General features: G+C 58.5%; 21 protein-coding genes and 2 pseudogenes. 10 read left to right on the forward strand and 13 right to left on the reverse strand.

The features are described 5' to 3' along the window. Window positions 1-38 precede the first annotated feature (38 nt). Genes JJB09_RS16765 through JJB09_RS16775 form a run of 3 tightly spaced genes read left to right on the forward strand, consistent with a single transcriptional unit; the run spans window position 39 to window position 1,842 of the window. Window positions 39-296 (forward strand): type II toxin-antitoxin system VapB family antitoxin, encoded by a 258-nt coding sequence (locus JJB09_RS16765; protein WP_201660577.1) that lies wholly within the window; start codon window positions 39-41, stop codon window positions 294-296. After that, a complete protein-coding gene (locus JJB09_RS16770; protein ID WP_201660580.1) occupies window positions 293-697 on the forward strand; it encodes a PIN domain-containing protein in 405 nt (134 codons plus the stop codon). The genes JJB09_RS16765 and JJB09_RS16770 overlap by 4 nt, the downstream gene beginning before the upstream one ends. Next, window positions 694-1,842, forward strand: coding sequence for a site-specific integrase (locus tag JJB09_RS16775; protein ID WP_201660583.1), 1,149 nt, complete (start codon window positions 694-696; stop codon window positions 1,840-1,842). The genes JJB09_RS16770 and JJB09_RS16775 overlap by 4 nt, the downstream gene beginning before the upstream one ends. Window positions 1,843-2,099: 257 nt before the next feature. Here JJB09_RS16775 and JJB09_RS16780 read toward each other — a convergent pair. The 5 genes and pseudogenes from JJB09_RS16780 to JJB09_RS16800 all read right to left on the reverse strand — a co-directional run bounded on the left by JJB09_RS16780 (window position 2,100) and on the right by JJB09_RS16800 (window position 8,297). Then, window positions 2,100-2,825 (reverse strand): annotated as a pseudogene (locus tag JJB09_RS16780) (3-keto-5-aminohexanoate cleavage protein). Window positions 2,826-3,213: 388 nt separating this feature from the next. Then, on the reverse strand, window positions 3,214-4,428 hold the full coding sequence (gene repC / locus JJB09_RS16785; RefSeq protein ID WP_201660585.1) for a plasmid replication protein RepC: 1,215 nt from the start codon (window positions 4,426-4,428) through the stop codon (window positions 3,214-3,216). 158 nt (window positions 4,429-4,586) lie between these two features. Next, on the reverse strand, window positions 4,587-5,570 hold the full coding sequence (gene repB / locus JJB09_RS16790) for a plasmid partitioning protein RepB (protein WP_201660588.1): 984 nt from the start codon (window positions 5,568-5,570) through the stop codon (window positions 4,587-4,589). 75 nt (window positions 5,571-5,645) lie between these two features. Next, on the reverse strand, window positions 5,646-6,842 hold the full coding sequence (repA, locus tag JJB09_RS16795) for a plasmid partitioning protein RepA (protein ID WP_201660591.1): 1,197 nt from the start codon (window positions 6,840-6,842) through the stop codon (window positions 5,646-5,648). Between the two features lie 252 nt (window positions 6,843-7,094). Next, window positions 7,095-8,297 carry a multidrug effflux MFS transporter gene (locus tag JJB09_RS16800; protein ID WP_201660594.1) on the reverse strand — a complete coding sequence of 401 codons (1,203 nt, stop codon included), beginning with the start codon at window positions 8,295-8,297 and terminating at the stop codon, window positions 7,095-7,097. A gap of 165 nt (window positions 8,298-8,462) precedes the next feature. On the opposite strand from JJB09_RS16800, the gene JJB09_RS16805 reads away from it, so the two are divergent. Further along, entirely contained in the window at window positions 8,463-9,197 is a 735-nt protein-coding gene (locus JJB09_RS16805; protein ID WP_201660597.1) for a TetR/AcrR family transcriptional regulator, read from the forward strand. A gap of 109 nt (window positions 9,198-9,306) precedes the next feature. Beyond that, window positions 9,307-10,731 carry a hypothetical protein gene (locus JJB09_RS16810; protein WP_201660600.1) on the forward strand — a complete coding sequence of 475 codons (1,425 nt, stop codon included), beginning with the start codon at window positions 9,307-9,309 and terminating at the stop codon, window positions 10,729-10,731. 5 nt (window positions 10,732-10,736) lie between these two features. Here the strand turns inward: JJB09_RS16810 and JJB09_RS16815 are convergent, their stop codons facing one another. From JJB09_RS16815 to JJB09_RS16835, 5 genes are all read right to left on the reverse strand, one after another. Then, window positions 10,737-11,438, reverse strand: a complete 702-nt coding sequence (locus JJB09_RS16815) for an ABC transporter ATP-binding protein (protein WP_201660954.1) — start codon at window positions 11,436-11,438, stop codon at window positions 10,737-10,739. Then, on the reverse strand, window positions 11,438-12,175 hold the full coding sequence (locus JJB09_RS16820; RefSeq protein WP_201660603.1) for an ABC transporter ATP-binding protein: 738 nt from the start codon (window positions 12,173-12,175) through the stop codon (window positions 11,438-11,440). The genes JJB09_RS16815 and JJB09_RS16820 overlap by 1 nt, the downstream gene beginning before the upstream one ends. Then, a complete protein-coding gene (locus tag JJB09_RS16825) occupies window positions 12,163-13,125 on the reverse strand; it encodes a branched-chain amino acid ABC transporter permease (protein WP_201660606.1) in 963 nt (320 codons plus the stop codon). The genes JJB09_RS16820 and JJB09_RS16825 overlap by 13 nt, the downstream gene beginning before the upstream one ends. Beyond that, a complete protein-coding gene (locus JJB09_RS16830) occupies window positions 13,122-14,003 on the reverse strand; it encodes a branched-chain amino acid ABC transporter permease (protein ID WP_201660608.1) in 882 nt (293 codons plus the stop codon). The genes JJB09_RS16825 and JJB09_RS16830 overlap by 4 nt, the downstream gene beginning before the upstream one ends. A gap of 131 nt (window positions 14,004-14,134) precedes the next feature. Then, window positions 14,135-15,424 (reverse strand): ABC transporter substrate-binding protein, encoded by a 1,290-nt coding sequence (locus JJB09_RS16835; protein WP_201660611.1) that lies wholly within the window; start codon window positions 15,422-15,424, stop codon window positions 14,135-14,137. Window positions 15,425-15,830: 406 nt separating this feature from the next. Here JJB09_RS16835 and JJB09_RS27120 point away from each other — a divergent pair, with 406 nt between their 5' ends. Next, window positions 15,831-15,980: a hypothetical protein gene (locus JJB09_RS27120; RefSeq protein ID WP_425523734.1), complete on the forward strand. Its 150-nt coding sequence runs from the start codon at window positions 15,831-15,833 to the stop codon at window positions 15,978-15,980. 24 nt (window positions 15,981-16,004) lie between these two features. Then, window positions 16,005-16,703: pseudogene (locus JJB09_RS16840) on the forward strand (transposase family protein); the annotation flags it as partial. A gap of 598 nt (window positions 16,704-17,301) precedes the next feature. On the opposite strand, the gene JJB09_RS16845 reads toward JJB09_RS16840, so the two are convergent. After that, window positions 17,302-17,715: a hypothetical protein gene (locus JJB09_RS16845; protein WP_201660614.1), complete on the reverse strand. Its 414-nt coding sequence runs from the start codon at window positions 17,713-17,715 to the stop codon at window positions 17,302-17,304. On the opposite strand from JJB09_RS16845, the gene JJB09_RS16850 reads away from it, so the two are divergent. Both JJB09_RS16850 and JJB09_RS16855 read left to right on the forward strand, forming a co-directional pair. Next, window positions 17,708-18,415, forward strand: a complete 708-nt coding sequence (locus JJB09_RS16850; RefSeq protein WP_201660617.1) for a formylglycine-generating enzyme family protein — start codon at window positions 17,708-17,710, stop codon at window positions 18,413-18,415. The two genes, JJB09_RS16845 and JJB09_RS16850, sit on opposite strands and share 8 nt — an antisense overlap. Beyond that, window positions 18,412-19,671: a hypothetical protein gene (locus JJB09_RS16855; protein WP_201660620.1), complete on the forward strand. Its 1,260-nt coding sequence runs from the start codon at window positions 18,412-18,414 to the stop codon at window positions 19,669-19,671. The genes JJB09_RS16850 and JJB09_RS16855 overlap by 4 nt, the downstream gene beginning before the upstream one ends. 205 nt (window positions 19,672-19,876) lie before the next feature. Here JJB09_RS16855 and JJB09_RS16860 read toward each other — a convergent pair whose 3' ends face one another. Both JJB09_RS16860 and JJB09_RS16865 read right to left on the reverse strand, forming a co-directional pair. Then, on the reverse strand, window positions 19,877-22,012 hold the full coding sequence (locus JJB09_RS16860) for a right-handed parallel beta-helix repeat-containing protein (protein WP_201660623.1): 2,136 nt from the start codon (window positions 22,010-22,012) through the stop codon (window positions 19,877-19,879). A gap of 5 nt (window positions 22,013-22,017) precedes the next feature. Next, entirely contained in the window at window positions 22,018-22,278 is a 261-nt protein-coding gene (locus tag JJB09_RS16865) for a hypothetical protein (RefSeq protein ID WP_201660625.1), read from the reverse strand. 221 nt (window positions 22,279-22,499) lie between these two features. Here JJB09_RS16865 and JJB09_RS16870 point away from each other — a divergent pair, with 221 nt between their 5' ends. After that, window positions 22,500-22,709 carry a hypothetical protein gene (locus JJB09_RS16870; protein WP_201660628.1) on the forward strand — a complete coding sequence of 70 codons (210 nt, stop codon included), beginning with the start codon at window positions 22,500-22,502 and terminating at the stop codon, window positions 22,707-22,709. Window positions 22,710-23,105: the final 396 nt, after the last annotated feature.

Below are 23,105 nucleotides of genomic sequence, written 5' to 3' on the forward strand. Positions count from 1 at the left end.
TTCTCAGTGAAAATCGCCACCAGGAGCGTACAGCCAGCATGTCTGAACCCCAATTGTCCATCCGCAGCGCCAAGGCCAAAGAACTGGCCCATGCGCTCGCCCGCCGCACCGGGATGCCGATGAACAGGCTCGTCGAGCAGGCACTCGAGCACTACGATGGCGCACTGCGTCACGAAAACAACCGCCACCCGATCGATGCGGTCTGGGAGCTGGCCGCCGAGGGCCGGCGCACGGTACCGGCCGGCGCCACCTCCGACCACCACGACCTTTATGACGACAGTGGGCTGCCGGAGTGATTGCGATCGATACGTCGGTGATCCTGGCGATCGCGCTCGACGAGCCGGAGGCAGAAACCTTCAAGACGGTGCTGCGTCAGGAACCACTGCTGATCGGCTGGCCGACCCTGTTCGAAACCCGGATCGTGCTTTCCGCCAAAGGTTTTGCCAATGCCGGCGCCATTGTCGCACGGTTGGCCGAGGCACCCAACGTGTCCGCTATCGCGTTTGACAATAAGCACTACAGGGCCGCCGAACACGCCTATGCGCACTACGGCAAAGGTCGTCACCCAGCAGCTCTGAACATGGGCAATTGCTTTTCCTATGCGGTTGCCTCGGTCGGCAAATCGCCGCTCCTGTTCAAGGGCAATGACTTCGCCAAGACCGACGTGAAATGCCACCCGCAGTCGACACAGCAATGACGACCGCAACGCTAATCAAGCGCGCAGAGGAACTCGACGCGCTCGATGCGATCCTGCCGTTTGATCGCCGCGACCAGCTTGCCGCATTGCTGACTGACGACGATGTCGCGACGCTGAAACATCTGGCCAGCGCCGGCATGGGCGACAACACCCTGCGGGCGCTGGCCTCCGACCTCGGCTATCTCGAAGCCTGGTGTGTGGCGGCCACCGGCGCGCCCCTGCCCTGGCCAGCACCTGAAAGCCTGCTGCTCAAATTCGTCGCCCAGCATCTGTGGGACCCGGTTGAACGGGAGAGAAATCCTGAGCATGGTCTGCCCGACACCGTTTCGGCCGCTCTGCGGGCGCAAAAGCTGTTGCGCAGCACCGGGCCGCACGCGCCGGCGACGGTCCGGCGGCGGCTGACAAGCTGGTCGATCCTGACGCGCTGGCGCGGACTGCAGGGGGCGTTTGCCGCGCCGGCGCTGAAGAGCGCGCTCAGATTGGCGATCCGCGCCGCCGCCCGGCCGCGGCAACGCAAGAGCGGCAAGGCCATCACCGGCGATGTTCTGGTCCAGCTTCTGTCTGCCTGCAGCGGCGACCGGCTGGTCGATCTGCGGGATTGCGCCCTGCTGCTGGTCGCCTTTGCCTCCGGCGGCCGCCGACGTTCGGAGGTGGCCGGTTTGCGCCGTGAGGATCTGGTCGACGAAGATCCGCTGCCATCGGACCCACAAGATCCGGCCTCGCCGCAGCTGCCCTGTCTGACGATCCATCTCGGCCGCACCAAGACCACCAACGCCGACGAGGGTGAAACCGTGCTGCTGATCGGCCGGCCGGTGACTGCGCTGCAGGCCTGGCTGGCCGCGGCGGCGATCGACAGCGGTCCGCTGTTTCGCAAGATCGACCAGTGGGGCCATGTCGACCGCCGGGCGATCACGCCGCAAACCGTCAATCTGATCGTCAAGGCGCGCGCGCAGCAGGCCGGACTGGATCCGAAGGCGTTTTCGGCCCATGGGCTTCGGTCCGGTTATCTGACCGAAGCGGCCCGGCGCGGCATCTCGCTGCCCGAGGCGATGGGCCAGTCGCGCCATAAATCCGTCGCCCAGGCCGCCAGCTACTACAACGAAGCCGAGCGCAAGCTGGGCCGGGCGGCGAGACTGTTCGTCTGAGGCGATCGCGCATCTGAACACTGCACCGATGCACCTGCCGCCGCGGTATTGCGGCAGGCTCTGCAGACGACTGGCTTAGCGTTTCAGCGGCATGGCAAGAGGGCGCATTGGGGCGCCCCTGCGCTTGATCCAAGCGCCGAAGACGGCGAATTCATGGAGGGCATCCTAAACAACGGCAGGAGAACTCAAATCAAAAACGATAAACGGGGCATTCGAATTTACGTATCCGGGTGGGCGCGCTGGAGACCAAGTACGGATCAGTCAGCAGACGCTCCACGGAAAATTTTGACGGCGTCCGCCACAAGGGCAGCGTTATCGGTCGCGATCGTCCCATCCTTGAGGTGTTTGCCGTCTTCTAGACCGACCCGGGTGGACCAGCGACGTTGGTGTGCAAGTTCAACGAATGGCCACACGGTAGCGTCAAACCCATGCAGGAGAATGGGGCACCGCAGGCCGGCACGATCAAGCACGGCTTCGATGTCATTCGCGACCTGAAATGCTACACTCAGAGTCTGCTCTTCGAGCTCTATCAGAACACGCAAAACTCGACTATGGCCAGGAAGCTTTACAAAGCGCTCAGCGTCGGCAATCGAGGCGAGCCCAGCTTCAATTCCAACGCCACGATGTCGAAGTGATTCCATGATGGCAGGTGCATTATGCTCCGACAGGTTCACTGAGGCTTAATCCGGCAGTTCCCTCCATTGGGCAATGCAAGCGCGGGTTCGATTTTCGTCATTCTCAATCCACGCTCCCGTCGAAACACCAATAAACGTGCCGGGGCAGGTACGCCGAACGGCCAGAATGGTATCGTCCACAGCCACAAGACTTTCATTCCCGTCGGTTCCACGCGGATGGAGGTGAAGCTCGGCCGCCCCCGCGTCGATGCAGAGTGCGCTATCTTGCGCCATGGCTTCCAGCTTAAGCGGAATTCGCGAATGGAAATCGCTGGCGCGGGCGCCGTTGAGACAGGCTTGAACAATCATGTGGTTCCCACTCCCGAAGACCGGCTCACCCAGAGCGGCGCAGATTTAACCGCTTTGCTGCTTCAGCCGGTGGACGTTCCAGCGTTTCATTGCCGACATCGATCTTCATCATGTCGAGCGGTTGGCGGCCGGGCTGTTTGCCTTTCGCCCGCGCAGCGGCAATACCATCCCTTGGTCGCTCTCGAGATGAGACGTCTTTCGAAATGAGCAATGGCGCCGAACGGTGCTGCCAGATTAACGCACGCGCCATCACCCGTCAGCTACAAACATCACCGCTTTCCACCGGCACCTATCTCAAGGAATTCCCCAAGAAACGAAAAACTCCCCGTCGAGATCATCAACCGCACTTCGACGGCCCCTCACCCTTGATATCGAAGCCTAGCTTGACCTACCCCACGCTTTTGAGATGCCCGCCATTCGTTCTCAGAAGAGCCATCACCATCGGGCCGAGTGAGAATTCACCCTTCCGCGCCCGGTCGGTCAGCGTCCGGAGATACCCGCCCGCCGAGTTGATATGCCCTGCCCGTTCAAGCATGCACGCAACGACAGTGGCGGCGTTTTCCGGCCCGAGAACCTCGCAAGCCTCCTGATAGGCGCTCGGGCTGATGCCCAGCGTTGAACGGACCACCACGGCCGCGGTCATCAGGTCGCGCCAAGTGGCGATTGCCCCGCCTTGCCCGTACATAGCAATTTCGGGACAGGCCTGAAGAACCAATCCAAGTGGGAAAGATTTCAGCTCCGGTATTACGTCCGGTCGTTTGTTGTCGCGACTTTGCCCCACTCTCGTTTCAGAGAGCGGTTCAAGTTCAGTAATAGTTTGTGGGTTTGAATTCTGTATATGACGCTCAGTATGGGACTCATTGGCGCTTGTTTTTTGGCTATTTACCAGCATTTCCAGAATGTTGATGATCTCTTCACGAAGCATCTCCAGTTCTTCAAGCGCAGCCTCCAGCTGGCCCCTGGTCGCATTCCGCGCAATGCCCGTGATAATGCTGCGGAACTGGAGGAATACCTGCTCCCAGTTGCCCGGTGCGGCTTCAGCCATGGCAGTCTCGATAAGCTTGGCGATGTCGCGCCGGCATAGCGTGATGCGCTCCTTCGTCACCCGCAGCAGCTGCTGTTCTGCCCTCACCTGACCGGCAACGGCTTCGATTTCCTCGGCCCGCGCAAGCAATGGCGCCAGGCTTAGGCCGAACGCCTGCTCGATATCGCCGTCGCGGTCCTTGCGGGCGTAGCGCTTGCCGTTCGGGCTATCCTTGCGCAGGATCAGTCCAGCCTGCACGAGATCGGCAAGATGACGGCGCAACGTCGCTGGCGCCATCCCATGGGCGCGTACCGAAAGCTGGGCATTCGAAGGAAACACGACAAGGCCCTGCGCCTCGTTCAACTGCGCGGCTGGATAAAAACTCAACAACGCGTCGAGAACCGAAAGCGCGCGATCGCTGATACCGATCTGCACTCTCGCCTCGCACAGCGCTCTAAACAGCTTCCATTTGTCGACTGACTTTTCCGGAGCGATCTGCTGTGCGGCAATTTGATTTGCCAACATTCCAAGCGTCATCGGCCGCCGCCCAAAGGGCGTCGTCACACTTCCATTTTCCATGTCTCTTCACCTTTCAAGAAGGCAAAAGAAATCTACTCACCAAATCGGCGCCAAAGACTCTTGACAGGGATTCCGGGAAATGCGATTCTCTAGTTGCTTAGACACGAGAAGGGCTTCCAGGACGGCAACGTTTGGGGGCCTTTTTCTTTTGCTGGTTCTCAGTCTCCTTGCTTCATCGACTTCTGCCGTCTGAAATCGTCATAGAGCGCATCCAGATTGGCGGAAATGAACTCTCCAAAACCGACGGCATCGCGTGCTTTCAATGCAAGCACATAGCGTTTTCCATCGTTCTTGATATCGACCGAGACTGATTTGTCTGCGGGAACCCAGTTTTTCGCGGGCGTTGCTTTCGGCTTCGACGCCTTCCGCTTGCTCTTCAGATGATCGACCAGCGCACCGAAGCGGAGGTCGGGATCGAGCGCCAGCAAGGCTTCATCTTCGATCACCGAAAATGCCTTCTCGAGCGTCGCGGGCTTTTCCAGCAGCAGCTTGAGTTCATACCAGCGATCCCGGCCAATCGACTTTGCGCCACTGAGGGCGCCCAGAACGGGTGAGGGCAGGGCAGCCACCGACAGCATCTTGGAGAGCGTCGCCTTGTCGACGGACAGCGCGGCTAGCACCGTGGCGTTATCGTTGTCGTAATTCAGCTTGCTCAGCTTGCCGGCAAACACCGCCTTCTCGATGAAGGACAGGTTGGCGCGGGCGGAGTTTTCCTGGCCCTGTGCGACGACGTGATCGCGATCCTCGATCGCCTTGACCACGGCGCGCACATTGCGCCCGAGTTCACGCGCCGCCCTGACGCGACGATGTCCGAAGACCACCATATAGCGGCCGGTTTCCCGGGGATGTGGACGCACGAGAATGGGGCTATCCTGACCCCGCTCTCGGATAGCGTTCACCAGTTCGCCGAATTCCTGCGCATCGTCCTCGATCCGATCCCGCACGAAAGATTCGTCGATCGTGGCCGGATCCAGTTCGACGACCGTTTCGCCCTCAAGCAGTTTGTCGGCGCGCTCGGCAAGTTCATCGATTGAGCTGATGATCGAGCGGGAAGCGCCTTTGATCGTATAGTCGAGCGCAACAAGCCCTTCATTGGCGGGCTTGTCGTCCATCAGATTTGCAAAAGGGTTCTTACGTGCCACGAGGAGCTCCCTTCTCCCGACCTAACGCAATGAAAACAATGCGGGAATTGAGGTTTTTTACGGCAGTCAACGCGGTCATAGCCGCCCCCACGCCTTGTGGATCAGGCCCTGGATCTCGAAATTGACCGCATCCATGCATTCGATCGCGCGATCATAGGTTTCGCGGGTGAAATTCGACCGCTCGACTTCGTAGAGGCTCTGCTTCGTCAGCCCCGCATCGGAAATAGCTGTAGACTTCAGCATCGGACTCTTGAGAATTTCTTCCGCCAGCATCGATTGCATGAAGCCCAGCATCTGTGCTTGCGGCACATCGGTCGGCTCATAGCGGGTAATCAGATAGCGCAGCCAATCCATGCTGACGCTGGCGCCCGCTTTCTTGATGGTCTTGGTGATATTGCCGAGCATCAGCAGGAACTGGCTCATCGACATCAGGTCGAGCATCTGCGGATGCACGGTAATCAGCACCGATGTTGCCGCCGTCAGCGCCGTCAGCGTCAAGTAGCCCAGCTGTGGTGGGCAGTCGACGACGACGACATCGTAGCGCTCGTCTACCTCGGTCAACGCCTTACCCAAACGGTTGAAGAACCGTTTGCCTTCGTTGGAGGTCTGCATGGCGAGCGGTGTATCGTACTCGTATTCCTGCAGCTCGAGATTTGCCGGGATGATGTCGAGGCCCGGGAAGTTGGTCGGCAGAATGATGTCGCTGATCGGTTTGCGTTCACTGTCGTAGCGGATCGTATCGTAGAGCGACGGGTTCTTGTCGAGCTCGGGCTGGAAGCCATGCAGTGCGGAAAGCGAAGCCTGAGGGTCTAGGTCGATGACCAGAACGCGGTGTCCGGTCAGAGCCAGATGCTGGGCGAGGTGGGCCGTCGTGGTGGTCTTGCCGCTGCCACCCTTGAAGTTGACAACGGCGACAACCTGAAGCTTTTCGTGCCCCTTGCGGTGCGGCACATATTTCTTGGCGTCGGATTTGCCTGTTTTGTCCAGGTAGAAGCGCAGCTCCTGCATCTGGGCGGCGGTGTAGAACCGCCGGCCGCCAGTCGAGGTCGCGGGAATCGGGCCCTTGCCTTCAAGATGAAGCCGCTTGAGGTTGTTGGGGCTGACGCCAAGATAGTGTGCCACCTCGGCCATCGAGAACTGCCGCAAACCCTTCTGGGCGTTCGGCGGAAACTTCTCCATGCGAAGCTGGTCGAGGCGGCGGGATATCTCCGCACCCTGCATGAGGATCTTTTCATCGAACTCGAAGGACGGGAGCCTGGGAATCGCGTTCATCGTATTTTACCATAATAGCGCTAGATTGCTCATTTGAGCGGAATTAGCGTCATTATGTCCGATTCTCTCAAGCTGACAAGAAAAATATAGTAAACAAAAGGTTAACGACCCTTCCGGGTATACCGTCAAATGCCTTTAAACACGGTAGGGGAGGGGGTGTGGGTTCATCAAGAGCCCGTCGCCGTCATGCACAGGTAAGTCGCCCACACCCGTGCAATCGGATGTGGGCGACGAAGAATCGGTATCAGGGAATCACTCCGCGGGAACCTCCGCCGAGCGCCTCCGCCCAATCGTCGCCTGGGTCAGCACAAAGGCAAATGCTGCGGCCAGTGCGATACCGAAAGCCATCGGCGTGGCCGTGCCGTCGAAGAAGGTGCTGGTGATCACCATCGCCACCGCCGCGGTGACGAAGTGGAGCGTCCCCATCAGCGACGAAGCGGTTCCGGCAATCTCTCCGTGGTCTTCGAGCGCCAGCACCGCACTGGTCGGGATGACGAGGCCGAGCAGGCCGTAGCCCACGAACAGGAACGTCGCCAGCACGGGTAGCTGGTCAAAGCCTGCACCCATCACCACGGCCATTGAGACCATCACGAGACCGAAGGCTGTAACCGCTATTCTCATGACACGGACCAACCCGAACCGCTCGCCGAACCAACCGGTGAACTGCGACACCGTGAAGAACGAGACAGCATTGATGGAGAAGGCGATGCTGTACTGCGTCGGCGTCAGTCCATAATGTTCGATCAGCACGAAGGGAGAGTTGGCGAGGTAGACGAGGAAGCTGGAAATGCTCAGCCCGCCGATGAATGTCAGCGTCAGGAAGTTGCGGTCACTCAACAGACGGCGATAGGCCGCAATGGCACTGCCGAGCCCGCTTTCGGCGCGGTGCTCGCTTGGTCGGGTTTCCTCCAACTGGGTCGAAAGCAGCACGAGTCCGACAGCCGCAGCAATCGTGACGGCCCAGAAGACACCCCGCCATCCATAGAACTCGATGACGACACTGCCGGTGAGTGGCGCAAGAATCGGAGATATGGAGAACACCAGCATCAGCAGCGACATCAGGCGGGCAGCCTGGACGCCGGTATGCATGTCACGGACGACCGCCCGCGGTATAACCATGCCGGCGGCGCCGCCGATACCCTGCAGAAACCGGAACGCGATCAGCGTCTCGATGTCGGTCGCAAGCGCACAGCCGACGCTTGCAATGGCAAACACCGTGATGCCGATGTAGAGCGGCAACTTGCGCCCCCACATGTCGGACAGCGGTCCATAGACAAGCTGGGAAAGCGCAAAGGAAATGAAGAAAGCCAGCAGGCTGAGTTGGGTGACGTTGCTGTCAGCGCCGAGATCCTGACCGATGGTGGGCAGTGCGGGGAGGTACATGTCGATGGCGAATGGCCCGATCGCCGACAGCAGACCGAGTATGATCGCGGTACGAATAAAGGATGTCGTCATGGGGGTAAACTTTCACGAAACAGAGCGCCCTGGCATCCCATATGGTTTGCCTTCCGCTTCTCTTCAGATTGTATGATGCCGTTGAGGATACGGAGCTTGGGAGCACACCGACCTCGGTATTCATGTCGTCCATATATTTGGACACAGCTGTAAAATTAGACACCATTGTCTAAAACGTCAAGGCGCACTATCTTATATTTTATGAAGAAAACAACGACACCCGCCGCACGCGCGGAAACCATGTCACGCGGGCAATGCGCCAAGCGGCTCTCGATACTGGAGGCTGCGGCCAACGTCTTTTGCCGACACGGATTCGCCGCTGCGAGTATCGATGAGATCGCCGCAGAAGCATGCGTCTCGCGACAGACCGTCTACAACCATTATCGCGACAAGGACACTCTGATGATGGCGGTCATCGACGACGTGATGTCCCGCGCCAACGGCATGCTTTTTTCAGTTCTGTCTACCTTTCCCGAGAAAGCAGACAACATCGAGGACGATCTGGCCGCATTTGCGGTTCGCCTCAACAAGAACTGCGTCTGCAACAGCGACGGCAAGTTCATCCGCAAGCTGGTCCTCAACGAGGGCGAACGCTATCCGCATCTGTTCGAATCCTGGCGGCAGCATGGCCCCCTGAAACTCACCAATGCACTTTCGGCGCTCTTCGCCCGACTGAGCGTGGCAGGTGCGCTGAAGATAGACGACTTCGATCTGGCCGCACGGCAATTCCTTGCGCTTTCCAATGCCGATCTGCAGATGCTGACTTTGCTGGGCGAAATGCCCTCCGACGAACAGCTTGAAAGCGCAGCGCGCAATGCTGTCCGTACGTTCCTGCGCGCTTATGGAGCAGGGGAGGGGCAAAAGCCCCTGCAACAGGCGGCACTATCGGCCATCGCGTGAGCTTCAACGATACAATTGGCTGAGCCGACATTGTTCCTCAACCTGAGAGACTTGCCTTCGTGTCCAACAGTGGCTTCAATGCGCTGATTGCATCACGAAAGACTCTCCCATGAAGCCGTCCGGCTTTTTCCGCGCAGCCGTAGCCCTCAGTATTTCTTTTATTCCCGGCAGCGCCTCGGCACATGGCAGCGAGGCATCGATCGTCCTTCTGCTGCCGACAGGCTATTATCTTGCCGGCGCTGCGCTGGCGGTTGCGGCATCCTTTCTGCTGCTGGCCTTCATGCCCGTGCACCTGTCTGACAAGATCGCCGCAGCGCGCCTACCGCTCGGCTCGGTGCCAAACCTCGCCCCATGGATATCAAGCAGCCTCGCATTTTTGTTCCTGACGACGTTGGTCGCTTCAGGACTGTTGGGGACGCGCGATCCGGTGGGAAACCCGCTGCCAACGATGATCTGGACGATCTGGTGGGTCTGCTTCACCGTCCTGCAGTCGATCACCGGCCCACTCTGGCCGCATCTCAATCCGTGGACAGGGCCTCGCTTCATCCTGAGAAAACTGAGCGGCCGACCGGCAGGGGAGGGGGCGGCTCTACCGCTGCGGCCATCGATCGGCTATTTGATCGCCATTGCCCAGTTTTCCATGTTTGCTTGGTTCGAACTGATCGATCTTGCCCCGAGCGACCCGGAACGGCTTGCCATGGCCGTCAGCGGATACTGGCTGGTCAATCTTCTCGGCGCCATGCTTTGCGGCGAGCCCTTTTGGATGCGGTATGCCGAACCGTTTTCGATCTTCTTCGGCCTGATCGGACGATTGTCGCCGTTCGACCGAAAACCGATCGAAGGGGATCGGACGCAGATCGCGCTCGCTTGGCCGGGCAGGGGACTGATCGATACCGCCGGCCTGCCGCTGATCGCGGTTCTGTTCATCCTGCTGACGCTGTCCACCGTCGCTTTCGACGGTTTTTCCCGCACCTTTTTGTGGCTCTCGGCAATCGATATCAATCCGCTCGAGTTTCCCGGACGCAGTGTCGTCGTCACCTCAGGCACATTGGGACTGATCGGAATGTTCGTGGCCCAATCCACGCTCTATCTGGGATCTGTGGCGTTGGGATGCGCACTCGCTGGTTCGACTGGGCATTGGAAAGCGGCCGCCGGACGACTGATCTACAGCATCGTGCCGATCTCTCTGGCCTTTCAGGCCGCACATTATCTGACGACCGTGCTGATAGACGGGCAGAATGCCCTGATTGCCATTTCAGATCCGTTCTCGCTTGGCTGGAACCTGTTCGGCACGGCCGATGATCATACCACGACGTCCTTTCTCAACACGCTCGATGGCGTCACCCGCATTTTCAACGCTGAAACTGCCATTATCACGGCGGGGCATGTCGTCGGCATCGTCATGGCGCATCTGATCGCACTGCGGATATTCAAAACACCGAAGGCCGCTGTGCTGAGCCAGATCCCGCTGGCTGTCATGATGGTTTCCTACACCGCATTCGGCCTCTGGCTGCTCGCCACGCCGCGGATATGATCGGGTCAGTGCCCAACGCCCAGATATTTTTGCACCAATGTCGGATCGTTACGCACCTCGTCGACGCTGCATTGGGCCTGGATGACGCCATGGTCCATGAAGGCAATGCGGTCGGCGACTGGCAGCACCGCATCGATGCGCTGCTCGACAAGAAGCACGGCCACCCCATCGTGCCTGAGCCGGGTGACGACATCGCGGATCGCCGCAATCATTGACGGCATCAGGCCTTCGGTCGGCTCGTCCAACATGATGACCTTGGGCTCGATGCAAAGCGCGCGCGCGATCGCCACCATCGTCTGCTCGCCGCCTGACAACGTTCCCGCCTGTTGGCCCATCCGCTCGCCCAGCGCCGGGAAATAGGACAGTGCCCTTTCCAGAGCCGCCGGTCCCGATTTGCGGGTCATCAGGCCGATCTCGAGATTCTCGCGCACCGTCAGTTCCTTGAACAGCCGGCGCCCTTGCGGCACGTAGCCGATGCCCTGGCGCGGAATGGCCTCGGGCGCGAGACTGGATATGTCCAGACCATCAAGCTCGATCCGGCCGCTGCGCGGCGGCACGATGCCGATGATCGATTTCAGCGCCGTCGTTTTCCCGGCCCCGTTTCGGCCAAGAAGGCAGAGGATTTCGCCTGCGGCCACCGAGACGGAAAAATCGCGCAGCACCTGCAGATTGTCATAATAGCTGTTGAAACCTTCGACCTTGAGCATCATGCGCCGGTCCCAAGATAGGCGGCCTGTACCTCGGCATTGGCGCGGATCTCGGCGGGTGTGCCCTCGGCGAGCAACTTGCCGCGGTTGAGTACGGTGATCCGGTCTGCGAGTTGCATCACCACATCCATATTGTGTTCGATCAGCAGAATCGTCGCGGTTCTGGCGATCTCACGAACCAGCGCGCAGAAATCCTCAATTTCCGAATCCGACAGTCCCTGCGTCGGCTCATCCAGGATCAGCACCGATGGCCTGAGCGCCAGCCCCATGGCCACCTCCACCAGCCGCTGGTGCCCATAGGCCAGTTCGCCCGCCTTCTCCTGCGCCCGATCGCTGAGCCCAACGGCCCGCAAAGCTTCCGCCGTTTCCCGCCTGTCGTCGAGATCTGCACTGCCGTCGCGCTGCATGCGTCCAAGCACGGCGATGCGGACATTTTCCGCCACGGTCAGCTTCTGGTAGATGTTGGTGATCTGGAATGTATAGGCGATACCATGCCGCACACGCTTGAAGGCAGGCATACGGGTAATGTCCTCACCACGAAACCGGATCGTCCCTGATGTGACGGGGGTGCGTCCGGAGAGCAAGCTGACGAAGGTGGTTTTGCCGGCACCATTCGGCCCGATGATGGCGCGAATTTCGCCTTCCCGAAGCCGGAAATCGATGCCGTCGACGGCCTTGAGCCCGCCGAAATGGCATTTCAGCCCCTGGGTTTCGAGAATGGGCGCTACATCAGCCATGGCAGCCACCTCTCTCGTATCGTTCCGAGAATGCCCTTGGGAAACCAGAGAACCAGCGCGATCAGCACGATGCCAATGACCAGCAGGTAGGCCGTCGTCAACTCGCTCAGCCGGTCGATCATCGTCATCATCAGTACGACGCCGATCAACGGTCCGAGCAAGGTGCCCGCACCGCCCAGCAGCGTAAATAGCAGCACCTCGATCGAATATTGAATTGAGGCGAATGTCGAGCCGATGTAACCGAACAGCAGCCCATAGGCCGCGCCTGCCGCACCGGCGATGGTGCCGGAATAGAGGAAGGCTTCTAGCTTAGCCGCAAACACGTTGAAACCGAGCATCTCGGTGCGGCCCTCATTCTCTCGGATAGCCGCGAAGATCTGCCCTTTGCGACTGGTCAGCACGGCAAACGACACGGCAAGGGCCAGTAAAAGAAGCCCGAAGGCAATATTGTAGCGCACGGTTTCGCTGGCGAGATCGACGGTCCAGTCACCAATCGCAAACCGTCGCGCGGAGGAGGGGAGGGGCAGCCCATCCTGTCCACCGGTATATTTGGCGAAATAAAGCGTCGTCAGAAAGCCGACCTGCGAGAACATCAGCGTGACGATCATGAACGACACCCTGATGGTCGGCAGCGCCACCCACCCGATCAGAAATGCCAGGATGAACGCGCCGACAACCCCGACGAGGAACGCGAACGGCACGGCCAGGCCCAGATGCACAGCTGCCAGGCCAGCGCCGTACAATCCCGCGGCAAAGAAGATCGCGTGCCCGAGGCTGAGCAGTCCGACATAGCCGAGCAACATGTTGTAGCCGACAGCAAATACGGCGAGCACCATCATTCGCGTCGCCGTCATCACATAATAGTCCGGCAGCAGGAACTGCAGCAGGAATAGCCCCGCCAGCGCCAGCGCCAGCACAATGAAATTACGGCGGATGTATTCGGGCGTCATCGCTCGGCCTTTCCGAACAGGCCATTCGGCTTGAAGACCAACACGAAGGCGACGACCAGCGTCGAGACGATCTTGGCCAGCGTCGGCGAGAAGAACACCGACAGAATGCCGTCGGACAAGCCGATCAGGATCGCCGCGACCACCGTGCCCTGTATGCTTCCCAACCCGCCAATGATCACCACGATGAAAGACAGGAGCAGGGGATCCAGCCCCATAAGATAGTGGGCCTGCTGGATCGGCACGACCAGCACGGCTGCGACCGCCGCCAGCATCGCGCCAAAGGTAAAGACGCCCGCCGACACACGATCGACGCTGATGCCGAACGCCTGCGCGGTATCCCGGTCAAGCTGGGTGGCGCGCATCACCAGCCCAATCTTGGTCTTGCGCATCAGGAACCAGACTCCGGCCATCAGCACGATCGCAGCGGCAATGACGAACAGCTTGTAGGCCGAATAACCAAACCACGGAAAGCGGATCGTGTAGTAGAACGGCGGCTCGACCGCCTGTGCGTTGGGCCCGAAGAAGATCAGCGCCGACTGCTGGAAAATGTAGAGCAGGCCGATGGTGGCGACGATGGTCGCTTCAGGATCGTAGTTAAGCCGCTTGAGCACCAGCCGTTCGCTGGCAAAAGCGATCGCTCCTACCAGCAGCGGGCTGACGATCAGGGCCGCGATGAAACCGAGCGCGGGATGACCGGTCAAGAGCGTCGAGACGAACCAGGCAAACACCGCGCCCAGCATGAAGAACTCGCCATGGGCGACATTGACCACGCGCATGACGCCAAAAACCAGCGACAGCCCGACAGCTGTAACGGTCAACACCGAAGCCTGGACCAGGCCTTCAAGCACTGCGAGGAAAAGATAGGGTCCCAGCCCCATAAGCAATCACACCTTCGACCGCCCCTCCGCCAACGCATGACGGTGGACACAATTATCCCTGTGACTGCCACGCCGGGATTATCCGGCGTGGGCATCCATTCGGAGATCCCCGGCCTAAGCCGTAACCGATCTCAGAGTTCCATCTTGGTGTAATCGACCTCGGGCTCATACATGCCGTCCTCGATCGAGGTGGTATGGACGACATTCAGCTTCGATGCTTCGACCTTGGAGATGTTCTGTTTGCCGAACACCTGATGGGTCTTGCCGCTGAAGATCTTGTCGCCCTGCGGGTGCTCGTTGCTTTCGCCAAATTTCTCCAGCGATTCCAGTGCGACGATGAAATCCTTCTTCTGCTCGGGTCCGTTGTAGTTCGCCATCTCCATCGCCTGTTTGATGACGAACAAAGTTTCCCAGACAGAAAACATGTGGGAATAGGTAGAAACATCCTTCGGATCGCTGATGCTGGCGCCGTTGGCGTCGACACCGACCTTTTCTCGGAAGAATTTGTCGAATTCCGTCTGCTTCGGCTGGGCGTAGCGCGGATAGGCCTCCCAGAAATACGTGCCTTCCAGATACTGAAGCTGCGGCGTCGCCAGATCGACGGCTTCGAGTGAATCGATGAAGCCGAAAATCTCCGGACGCTGGCTGCCGAAATGATCGCCGAGTTCCTTGACGAAGGTCAGCACCGCCGGCCCGACCATGACGTGGTAGATGACTTCCGTCTCGGCGGGGATCTGCGGGAAATAGCGGGTAAACGAACTTTCCGTCGGCGGAATGGGAATGAGGCCGACAACTTCTCCGCCCTGCGCCTTGATCGCGGCCGAGAAGTAGTCGCGATGGTCGTGACCAAAGGCATAGTCCGGGAAGATCATCGTGACCTTCTTGCCCAGGTTTTTCGAAATCCACGGTGCCATCGAGGATACCTGCGACTTGACGTCGGTGATGCCCGGCTGGAACGTGTAACGGTTGAGACCGCCGCCAGCCAGTTGGTGACCTTCCGAACACACCAGGTAGGGCATCTTAAGTTCGCCCGCGCGCGGCCCCGCCGCAGCAACGACATGCGAAAACAGATGGCCGAAAACAGCATCTACCTTGTACTCCGCCGCGAACTTCTCGATCACCTCGGTGCCGCGCTTGGGGTCGGTGCCATCGTCTTCGACGATCATTTCTACCTGGTGGCCGTTGATACCGCCGCCTTCGTTGATCAGTTTCAGCGCCGCCTGAGCGGTCCGCTCGTACCATCGGCCATAGGAAGCGCCGATGCCCGTGCGATGAAATGGCGCGCCAAGCTTGATCTTGCCCTCATGCGCAAAAGCGCTGCGAACGACCAGCGGCGACGCCAGGAGCGACGCCCCGGCGGCAAGACCTTGCAGCGTGGCTCGACGTGTGATCGAGCCTCCCGAAAAGATAGATTTCGTCATGATGGCAATCCCCAGTTTGTCAAAATTCAGTCTATGGCGATGCATGTAACGACGCAAGGCAACGGCCTTGTCGCATATTCCCCGGCGGGAGCTCTTCGGCTCCTCAATTCATATGTATACAAGTGATTAATGCTCATTCTCGTGAGACTGTCAATCGCCAGTTTTCCAGCCAGGATACACCACCTGAAAGTTTCAAAACGGCAATCCGGGCGCCAACGAGGTCCGGCTCTGGCATAGACAACATCGAAGTCCGGACAGCAAACCGCCAAGGCAGGCGACCACACCATCAGTTCCATAATATATCTTATGCTATCTTTGTGTGTAAGCGCAAAGCTAAAATGTCCTGAGTCAGCAAAGTGAGAATGTCATTCTCCCCCGGTTCTGAGTGCTGGCGGGAGGCTGCAGGATGGGACTGATTGTCATGAGCGAGCGCGATTTGCAGCGTATCGAGGTGCTGTCGAAGATTGTCGAAGGTCGAATGACGATCGTGGCGGCAAGTTCGGTTCTGGCGGCATCGACCCGACAGATTAGACGACTGCTCGACGTGTTTGAATGAGATGGAGCCGCGGCGGTCCGGCACACGCAATTTGGCCGAGCACTATCGGAACTCAATATCGAGATTCTTTGCGCCAATTCCAGCCAGGCGAAAGGCCGCGTGGAGCGTGCGAACCGGACCCTGCAGGACCGCCTGGTCAAAGAATTGCGTCTCGCGGGGATATCAGACATGGACTCTGGCAACCAATTTCTTCTGAGCTTCATTACCCAGCATAATCAGAGATTTGCGCGGACACCCTTCCGGCCCGACAATCTGCATCGTCCGTTGAACATGGCACCGGACCGGCTTCGCGACATTCTCTGCAAGCGAGAACAGCGCTATGTCGGTGCTCAGCTCAGTTTCTCGTTTGAGCGAAAGAAAATCATGCTTGCCGAGACAGAGGTGTCGCGTGGCCTGGCGGGTAAATATATCGAGACCTACGCGTTTGCAGATGGACGCCTCGACGTGAGGTGGAAGGGACACTCCCTGCCCTACACTGTGTTTGACAAGGATTAGCGCGTGACACATACGGCCGTCACGGAGAATAAGCGGCTCGGGGATGTGCTTGAGTTCATCAGGGAGCGCCAAGACCAAATGCGCCCACCGAAGGTGAAGACCAATAGCGAGAAGGTCGGCTACAAGTCGCGAGGCACCAAGCCCGGGCCAAGGACGGATTTCACGAACGATCCGGAGGTGATCGCCAGACGGCAGAGGGCTTCGACGCGCATCGAGGCAGCAGAGTGACACTATATGCAGTCGCCGTTACCCTCAAACCGCAGTGACAGCCCGTCCTATGCTTAGCCTAGAATTTGCAACAGGAACTGGGGGGAACTGAGAAACACCCCAGCGACAAAACCGACAAATCCCAAGGCGAAAGCACCAGCAATGCCATGGTTGCTCCATCCTATGAGAGCGCCAACGACGGTCGCCAATACGATGATTGAGACGGTCCAAACGACCTTGACGACACTCCACAGACGACTGGCAATGCTGCGATTACTATGGTGCATGTGCGAACCTCGCTGTTCCACCGTTACCTTTCATATAAGATAGAGCACCTCTATTCGGGAGAGGCATATCGATATCCAAGCTGAGGAAAGCGGCCGGATCCACCGCTCCACCAATGTCCGGTAGAGGATGGCTTGCTGCATTTCTCTTGAGGCGCGGTCTGCAAGATCCTGACGGCAGGCCACTTCATCAGCACCGGATGACCGACCGGGAATACGCCGAGCTCCGCGAGAGCCTTCGCCAGTCGACCCCTCAACTACTACAGGAGGACGGCACCGCAGCGAGCATGTTCGTGGCATTTTGTGCTGAGTGGTTCCGACGCGAAGCCACTACCTTATTCCTGAAATGGGACTATTTGGCCGCGGACATCCTTCATGCTCTCCCTGGCGGCACGAAATGGATCGTGCCCCATAGCGTGGTGCAGCAGGTTAGCGGTGGCCACCAGCGTGTTGTCTTCAAGGTGCTGATCTCCAACCTTGACTATCACTTGCCCAAACATTGGCAATTGCCGGTCGAGGGGAGCAGGTTGACTGGTGCCTAGCACCATGTTGTAATACTTCCAATGCAAGATTTTTCGCCCTTCCAATGTCCGGACTTCTTTTGCTTCGGCATTGGCTCTCTGCTTTGCTTTGATGGTTGATGGTCTAATACTTGTGTTCTCGACAGGATGGCTTTTTGCTGGACTTTTAGTGCTTGCATTCAGCGATGCGGCGGCTGGTTCATTTGAACCGACGCCGGATATGATCATAGTGCCGGCAGGCAAGTTCGAGATGGGCGGCGATCGCGACGATTGGGCGGCCCCTGACGAGCGAGGCAACCGCATCATTGACATAAGTTCGTTCTCCGTCTCGCAAACCGAGGTTACTGCCTCGCAGTATGATGCATGTGTTCGCGCCAGGGCCTGTCGGGCACCGCTTTTCAAGGCGGAAAACGACGACTATCCTGTAACCGGCGTAGCATGGCGCGACGCTCAGTCCTATGCCGCGTGGTTGAGCGCGCAGACCGGCCACCGCTACCGCTTGCTGTCCGAAGCAGAGTGGGAACGGATTGCCCGTGCCGGCACGCAATCGCGCTACTGGTGGGGCAACAATCTCGATCCCGCTTTTGGCAACTTTGGCGACGAGTATTGCTGCCGCGGCGCGGCCCAGGGCTTGGATATCTTCGAGTCCATCGCGCCAGTGCGGAGGTTTAAACCTACACCGGAGGGCTTTCACGACCTGTACGGCAATGTATGGGAGTGGGTGCAGGACTGTTACGGCAATTACGGCCATGCGCCACAAGACGGCTCCGCGCAAGATCCGGCAGATTGCAGGGTGCGCGTGGTGCGAGGTGGATCCTACTTTCTTCCCTCGGGGTTTGCCAGGGCGAGTGCACGTTATAGGCTGACGCCTGGCGCTAGAAGGCCCGACGTCGGATTCCGCGTAGCCATGGATCTGGGCACGCCATGAAAATTTCTTGGTTGAACCGTGACATTTATGCCGTTCCGGGTCTTCTTTTTGCGTATGCGGCAACTGTCGCCTCGCTGTCTTCAGATCTCGATCCGACACAATGGGGCGCGCTCGACGCCGAACTGTATCACTTGCCCCAAATCAACTGGTTCATAGAGTGGGGCGTCCAGTGGAACTACCCCGCATGGTCGGCAAGCGGTCCCGGATTTCACTGGCTGATGGCTATCCTTGCAAAGCTAACTGGAGCCGAAGCGCTCGATCAGAACAGCTGGCAGTCCACATTCGGACCTGCTTTCCTGACAGCAATCGCGCTTCTTTTCTTCTACGCTGCATTGCGATCCAGCGGCGCTTCTCCGCTGCGGACTCTGGTGATCGGCTTCCCACTGGTCTCCTCGAGCTATTTCTGGACTCCGGCTCTGCATCCTGTAAGCGAATGCCTCTCGATGATTGGGCTTTTCGCAATGGCCTATTCACTCGCCGTTCGTCCGCGCCAGCCATTTGCGTTCGGCGTCGCGGCAGCGGCGTCCACTATCGCACGGCAAAACTTCCTCAGCGCGGCCGGAGCATTCGGACTCATGGCTGTGGTCGAACAATGGCCTCGGATCTTCACTTGGCGGATGATTGGCCTCGCTGTACTGACGCTCGGGCCGTCCTTGTTAGTTGTCACGGTACTCGTCCTACATTGGGGCGGACTGACGCCTCCGGAATGGCAAGAGATGCACACCGGATTCTCGCTTGGACCGGTCTTGCATGGATTGATGCTTCTCGGCGTCTTCGGTTGGCTATTCCTCCGCGAAGAGGACCTCGTCGGCGACGTACGCGCCCGAGCACGCGAGGTCATCATCATCGCAGCAATTTCTCTCATGCTGTGGCTCCTTGTCCCGGAGGATGGTGGCCCCAGGCCTTATTCGGTCGTATGGAACGCGGCAGCGTTCCTGCCGACGATTTATGGTCGCCCGCTGTTGACGCTTCCACTTCTGACAATGGGTGTGGTCGTGGCGTTTGCCTATTGGCGGCGCGGATGGAGAGATGGCTTCCGGCTAAGTCCAGAACTGTCCTTATTCGCCTGCTACTTCGCAGCTCAAGCAGCGCAAAGGTTCAGCTGGCAGCGCTACGCGGAGATTCCCGTCTTGCTTCTTTTGTGCCTCGGAATGGCGCGATTGCAGCGTAAGAGCCCCCGTCAGGATGCTCTTACGCTCATAGCTTTCATGGGCTATTTCGTCTTGACTATCTGGCGTATGACGGAGTTAGTTTAGAGCACGTCTAAGAACCTTGCGACCAAATGTCTGCAGATGGTCGCTCCGAGCCGTGGCGTGGTGGTTCGACAAAAGTCGCACGTTAGTCGAAGAAGACCTGGCCGCTGCACTGGCGCGGATAGCCAACGACCCCGAGCCGCTTGGCAACATTGACAAAAATGGCGCGCTGAACTGCTCCGGCAAATATACCCACCTCTTCAGTGTGTCATTTACCGCTCGAGACGCCGATGACGCTGTCTTTGTCCACCCCAGCCTTCTGAAGATCACTCAGGCTGCCAAAATTTCCCCACGGCATAATCCCCGGATTTAATCGGAAGCTCCTATCATTCAAGTTGCCGCTGTAGCGGTTGCGTGCGAATTGCACATATCCAAGCCCATGGTCGGGAGCGTTGACGCACGCTACAATGCCGCTGTCACTGTCAACCGATACAGTATTTTCCTCGATACGATTAGGGCGCGCCCATTGCGGGCGCCACCCCCTACCGGTAGCATCGTCAACGCGAAAAACCGCGCCCGATCCGTGTGCGATGAGATTACCTGTCACCAGGATGTTCCAGCCGCCATTGATTCCGATCGCCGATACGTTGCCTGAAAGAGTATTTCCTTCTATGCGCACGCCACTGGCCTTTCCATCGGTATAGATAGCCCAACTGATAGGGGTCGGCCATTCATTGATATTGTCATATCCGGGGGGCCAAAACGTCCCGTCGGCCCGGTTCATGAGATGCCCTGTTCCGGTAACGAGATTATAGCGAATGGTGCTATTCAGAGGGTCGGCCTGCGCGCCCATCAGCTTGATGGCGCCGCCATCTGCCGTACGCTGGTTTGCATTGCGGATCACATTATGTTCGATCACGGCGCCATGTACAGCGTCTTCTGGTCCCCACGCCGAGCCACCGCCGATACCGAACTGCGCAACGTTTTCGATCAAGTTGTTGGCGATCCGGATATTGTCTGCGGCTTGGAAAGATATGCCGGCTGCCTCAAAGTAAACCCTTCCAACATCATGTATATAGTTCGATAATATTCTGGCGCCGTTCGATTTTCCGAAGCTGCCATAGGTGGTGCCAATGTAAATCCCATTTCCAGCCACGTCTTCGATCAAGTTGCCTGCAACTAAAACATCCTCACTTTCAGATACGTGAATGCCGACCCCGATATTCTTGATGACGTTGCCTAGCAGCCTTACACGGTTCGCGCGCTCTAGTCGGATGGCGCCAAACCCTCTGGTGTTTGTACCGACCTTGCCGCTACCCTGTGGAGCCCCATCACGAAACTGAAGCCCCGACACAACCATCCCATCGGCCCCTTCCAGCCTGAAGAATGTTGCCAGGACGCCTGCGACAACGCCAGAGTTGGGAAGCAATTGGTCGGTGGGGATGTAGTCGATCTGGCTATCGACCGCGTCATACCACCATTCGCCAGGGACATCTAGCAAAGCCTCCCCGCCGGCCAGGAAGTAACGGCTGCCTTCAGCGGTGAAGAAATAACCGGTGCCCTCAGTGCCTATAGTCCGAGATGCGGCGTCGATTGAAACCACCGGAAGCGTGTCGTTGCTCCATTGGCTTCCAGGTTGGAAACCGCCGACAATGTTGGCGACAAGCCCTTTCAGATCTCCCAATGCCGGAAGATCACCGGGATGGAAGCAAAAGCGTGTGTTGCCTTGCCAGGGGTCGATAGGCGGTTCGCATTTGGCCGCAAACAGCCAGCCCTTGGTCGGATCTCCATTATTGGGAGCGTTGGGAAAGCGCGCCCGCGTCTGAACGACACCGTTGACGAAGAGGTCGCCAACTTCTCCTCCCGCCGACAAACTCAATGGTGCCGACCAGCGACGATCGCCCCCCCGCTTCCACCCGTGCACGAGTGGACCGCCATGCAGGACAGGTGTTTCATTGCATCTTGCGGTGATGATTAAATTAGCGTCGCGAGCGTCAAACACGATTGGCTTGGCGAGATAGTAGTCGCCGCTGCCCAACGCTATCGTGTTTTGGCCGCCAATTGCGCGCGCGGCATCCCTGGCTCTCTCAATGCTGGCGAAAGGACCGTCCATGCGCTCAAGATTTGGTGAGGGAAGAAGGCCGTTCCATTTGTCGTCGCCATCTGGAGATACATGGAATACCGTCCTGGTCGCGGGCTCTGTGGTCGTTTCACCGCCAAGGATAGCCGCGTTCAACTCCGTCGACAACGTTGATCCCGAACCTCCCACACAAGTAGCTTGTCTGATCAACTGTTGCTGGCGATTAAACGCATCGGAATCCGGCCACGCTGTTGCAGAACTTCCCTCTAGCGGGAACGGTGTGACAAAGAGTATGCCCAAGATTATCGGCAAACAGTGTTTCATCGGACTTACAACTCCCTCATGGCACCACGTGCCGGCGTGCGTCGCTGTATACCGGGATAGGTTGCGACGGCGGGCGCATAGAGCGAGAACATGATGACGGCAGTGGCAAAAAGCGTGAAAATCACGTCGTTCGGCGCCCAAAAAAAGGTCTCGGTCAGTATCACTATCGAGACCATGATCATGAAGACATTTAGCCAGAGCCAGCCGTAGCTAGGGTCATGACAGTGAAGGGCGGCGCCTTGGCATACTGCTCGAAGAACCATCATCCGGTCACATCCGCATTGCAACGAGTACAAACGAAGGTGCGCTTACCTCCAGCGCGCTTGCCTACCATCAAATGAAGTCGTCGCGTCTAAGCCCTTCGGAGGTGCTACCCCCAAGAGCGAATGACAAAGCCTATTTGCTTGCCCGTAAGAAGAGATGTTACGGGGCGTTTCGCAAAACCCCTTTATGACGGATCACGGTATGGGCGACGCCTCGCAGGTGGGTGCTACTCGACCTGATCGACGTCCCAATCTGCCGGTTCACCGCCGGCGGCACCCATGACGGAAAGCCGGCCTACGATGCCATCGTCAAGCCCAGCCCCGATGCAGCGGTCGTCATTCCGCCACACGCCAACGCTGTCGACGATCCAATTCCGGCGCCTCCCGCCAGCGAGACCAACATATCGTGGCGATCGAGCCCGACATCGGGATGAAGTGGCAAGCCGCCATCTGCTACGGCAAGCGTTCGCTCATCGAGACGGCCGTCGGCTGCAGAGCTTGCCGCTCACCTACGCCAACGCCATTACCGATCCGCACACCAAGGTCTTTCTTGTTTACACTGTAAGGCGCTATTTCAACGGCATTCAGCCAAAAGGCGAAGTCTGTCGTCCTTTGGCTGACTAGCAAAGGGCTATTTTCCAGCAGAGACTGCAACTACCTTCGAACCAGCAGGCGAGCCGGTTCTTCGAACACGGGGGACACCTGAATTGGGAAAAGATCTCATTCAACTGGGGCCCGCTCTAGACCATGATGATCGGTCAGCGCCCCCGGTCGGCCTAAATTACCTTTCGAGCCTTGTCGATACGGAACAGGAGGTCGGTGGTGAACAA

This window comes from Phytoamicus setariae (assembly GCF_016722925.1).
GTDB classification, from domain to species: domain Bacteria; phylum Pseudomonadota; class Alphaproteobacteria; order Rhizobiales; family Rhizobiaceae; genus Rhizobium_E; species Rhizobium_E setariae.